The 3,816-nt window shown below is 43.3% G+C and carries 2 protein-coding genes; one reads left to right on the forward strand and one right to left on the reverse strand.

Annotated elements, in window-relative coordinates; all coding sequences use genetic code 11:
• Positions 1–271: 271 nt before the first annotated feature.
• Positions 272–2,143: a methyl-accepting chemotaxis protein gene (locus tag BCT81_RS28700; protein WP_102426634.1), complete on the forward strand. Its 1,872-nt coding sequence runs from the start codon at positions 272–274 to the stop codon at positions 2,141–2,143.
• A 130-nt stretch (positions 2,144–2,273) separates the two neighbouring features.
• On the opposite strand, the gene BCT81_RS28705 is transcribed toward BCT81_RS28700, so the two are convergent.
• Complete coding sequence (locus tag BCT81_RS28705; protein ID WP_102426635.1) at positions 2,274–3,659, reverse strand: alpha-amylase family glycosyl hydrolase; 1,386 nt, start codon at positions 3,657–3,659, stop codon at positions 2,274–2,276.
• Positions 3,660–3,816: the final 157 nt, after the last annotated feature.

The raw sequence follows: 3,816 nt of genomic DNA on the forward strand, positions 1-3,816 counted from the left end.
GTATATAGAAAACCAAACGCATAAGTGCAAAATTAATACATTTTTAATTTCATCTTAAACACCCAGTTTGCTTATTCTTCAACTCATTGAAGCAATTACTAAAAGTAACAAATATGTGATTTAGTGAATTTTGTATTGTTTAGATTGTTGTATTTTTGTAGTCTATTTTGTGAATTTACATTCAAGTAACTTTCCATCCTGTCGATACATATAAATACAAAAACACAATTAACTTTAGTCTTCGCAAAGCCTGTGAGAAGGGGAAAATTCAATGAAATTTAGCCATAAGGTGGTTGCTGCATCATCAGCCTTGCTGCTAGTGACAGTATCATTGCTTTCAATACAACAACTTTACACTGTGAGAAGTGCTGTACAAAACAACGTTAATGCGAGCCTAGAAGAAATGGTATCTGGTGTAAAAAACACCGTAGTATCAGAAATGAACGCCAAAAAAGCATTGGCGCAATCGACGACTGAAGTCATCGAGATAAACCCTCAAGACCGCACCTACGTTAAAACTATTCTAGAAAAACCAAAACTGAAAAACAGCTTTCTAGCGGTTGGTTTTGGTTATGAAGCAAACGGTTTCGTTATCGAGAATGACGACGGTTGGGAAGCAGGTCCGGATTACGACCCTCGAATTCGCCCTTGGTATATTGATGCTAAATCCCAAAACAGTTTAGTTGTTACCGCTCCTTATGTGGACGCATCAAGCAAAAAAGTAATTATTTCGGTTGGTACACCAGTTAAAGATAACGGACGCTTCACAGCAGGTATGTTCTACGATTTGGAGCTTACAAACCTGGCAACCTTGGTTAACCAAGTAAACCTATTCGATGCCGGTTACCTATTCCTTGTGACTGCTGATGGCACAACGATTGCCCATCCAAACGCTGAGAATAACGGCGAAAAGCTTTCAAGCTACATGCCACAAGCAACCATTCGCGAAGGCTCTCAAGAGATCGAAGTCGACGGTAAAATGTTCCTAGTTAACTTCACTCATATCCCAAGTGAAGATTGGTACATTGGTGCCATCCTTGATGAAGAGATCGCTTACCAAACGGTCGAAGACTTGAAAAACAGCTCAATGATCTATTCTTTGATCGCTGTGATTCTTAGTATCGTTGCACTCACGGTTCTGATTCGTGTGCTAATGCGTCCACTCGATGCTCTTAACCAAGCGATTCAAGACGTGGCTAGTGGCCAAGGTGACCTAACTAAGCGTCTGGATACCAATACAGATAAAGAGTTCTCTGACCTAGCTAGAGGCTTCAATACCTTTACTGAAAACCTACAAAATCAAATCATTCAATCGAAAGCGATTGGTGTGGAGATTAAACGTGGTACTGAAATCACAGTAAAAGGTGCTGGAGAATCAGCAAGCGCGATGAACACGCAACTGCAAGAGCTAGAACAGCTAGCGACCGCAATGAACGAAATGGCAGTAACGGCAACAGAAGTAGCCAACAATGCTCAAGGCGCAGCGGCAGCAGCTCGTGAAGCCGACGACGCAACACTAGACGGTACTTCTGTAGTAAGTGAAACCACTCAAGCGATTGATAACCTATCTGAGCGTATCGACCAAGCAGTCGCTGAAGTACAAGTTCTAGAATCAGCAACAGCTAACATTGAGACGATTCTTAAAGTTATCAACGATATTGCTGACCAAACCAATCTACTGGCACTGAACGCGGCAATTGAAGCAGCACGTGCGGGTGAGTCTGGTCGTGGTTTCGCAGTCGTAGCCGATGAAGTTCGAACTCTAGCGCAGCGTACTCAAGAGTCGACAACTGAAATCCGTAACATGATTGAACAGCTACAAGCCGGTGCTAGCTCAGTATCTAACGCGATGAATCAAAGTAAAGATACTGCCACCGATGCCGTTGAACGTGCTCAGCAAGCAAACTCTTCACTGGACCGTATCCGTGACGCGATTCAGCGTATCTCTGATATGAACATTCAAATTGCTTCAGCAGCAGAAGAGCAGAGCTTAGTAGCGGAAGAGATCAATAACAACACAGTTAAGATCAAAGACCTTTCAACACAAGTGTCGACTGCTGCTCAAGAAGCGAATACCGCGATGCAAGTACAAACCGACAATGTTCGCCAGCAAGACGAGCTATTGAATAAGTTTACGGTATAGTTACTTTTGGCTGCTAGGAACTAGGTTCTTAGCTTCAAATTAAAAAGGCCCGCTACTCACTCGAGTATGCGGGCCTTTCTTTTGGTCTTTTCATCTTCTGGCTGATCTATTGATCTTTATGAGGCTCAGATTAGTTGGTTATCAACATCATGCATTGATGAGGTTCAACCTTGATCTTAACGGTGTTATCTACACACTCAATCACTTCACCGGACAATAAATCCGTTACAGGCCCAGTCCAAGTCAGCGAAGCCGTTTTACTGCGCTTCGACTTGTTGATCACAACAATGCCTTTGTCTCCACGAACAAACACCATCAAATCATCATTTGCTTCAACCACACGCATCGCTTCACCATGAACATGATTGTGGAATTGAATCATGCTTTTCATGTAAGGCGCTTGCCAATCATTGAGCCAACGAGGCTGACCATTCTGATCCAGGATACCACTTGTGCTTAATTCACTGTAAACCAGTGGTACACCGCCATCTCGACCAAGAATGAAGGCATGAGCCAAACGCTCGTCCACTTCATCCATTACATGCTCCAAAAACACCTCGTTGTTTGGAATGTCATGGGTTACTGCAAAGGTTATCGCTCTCATGTTCGACAAAGCTTGCCCAAAACAGTACGGGTTAATCAAAGATTTAAAACTGCCCTGCTCTTCAAACGCTTTATAGATAGTATTAAACAATGGAAAGTCATAAGCGCCTAAACGAGTGTGCTTTAGGTAGGGTTCGAGAAATAGTTGGTACTCTTCCTCCGTCGCGCCACCATCAGTGATAATTTCACCAAAGATATGCATTTCTTCACAGATATCATCCGTCCACACTTTTCTAAGATGTGACAGTGTCATGTGTTTTGCTGCATCAATACGAAAACCTTTCACACCAATCGCTTTCAGAGCTTTTAAATACGCCCGCTGCTGCGCGACCACATTGTCGTTGTCGAGCAGAGTTGGTAGGCCCGGATCACTAGCTCCCCCAGTGATACGTCCGTTTTGAACTTCCCACGTATCTTTCCAGTTTTTGATGCCGAACGCTTCTACAAAGTCATTTTCATCAAAAAGTGGTTTAGACAGATCACCAAACAAACGAATTGATTCATAGTATTCAGGGTCTTTTTGGTAAGACGCCATATCTTGTTCATTTGGATAGGTCAGATCACTACGGATGTCAGACTCGTTTGCCATGTGGTTGAACACCACGTCCACATAGGTACGCAGCCCATGTTGCTTTAACGTGTCTACCATCGCTTTAAAATCGTGTGTGTCACCCAACTGATTATCAATCACACGATAATCTTGTGGCTGATAACGTTGCCACCATTGAGTGCCAGACGCTCTATCAGCGCCCTTAGGGCCGCGTAACGACTTCATCGCTGGTGAAACTAAAACTGATTTATAACCCAACTCTTGGATCAGTGGGGCGTTCTTCATTACGTCAGCGTAGCACCAGTCAAAGGCATGCAAAATAACATCTGTCGCTGGGTTGCTTAACATAGCTGAACTCTCCATGTTGTTCTCCTACCAAACTCGTTTACAGCTTTGTAGGGCGTGTTGACCTTTCGTGGTTAAATTTTGTTCGAAATAAAAGCGTTTTAATCGCGGCGAGGGAGAAGTAGCCTAGTCATTCTAAGCAAATCCCCCTCAACAAAGAGTAAAACGCTTTTAG

The sequence above is a fragment of the Vibrio sp. 10N.261.52.A1 genome, assembly GCF_002876325.1.
Taxonomy (GTDB): domain Bacteria; phylum Pseudomonadota; class Gammaproteobacteria; order Enterobacterales; family Vibrionaceae; genus Vibrio; species Vibrio chagasii.

Excerpts from the sequence above, each read along its gene's own strand:
- BCT81_RS28705 (WP_102426635.1), bottom strand. The coding sequence starts at position 3,659 with ATGGAGAGTTCAGCTATGTTAAGCAACCCAGCGACAGATGTTATTTTG.
- BCT81_RS28700 (WP_102426634.1), top strand. The coding sequence starts at position 272 with ATGAAATTTAGCCATAAGGTGGTTGCTGCATCATCAGCCTTGCTGCTA.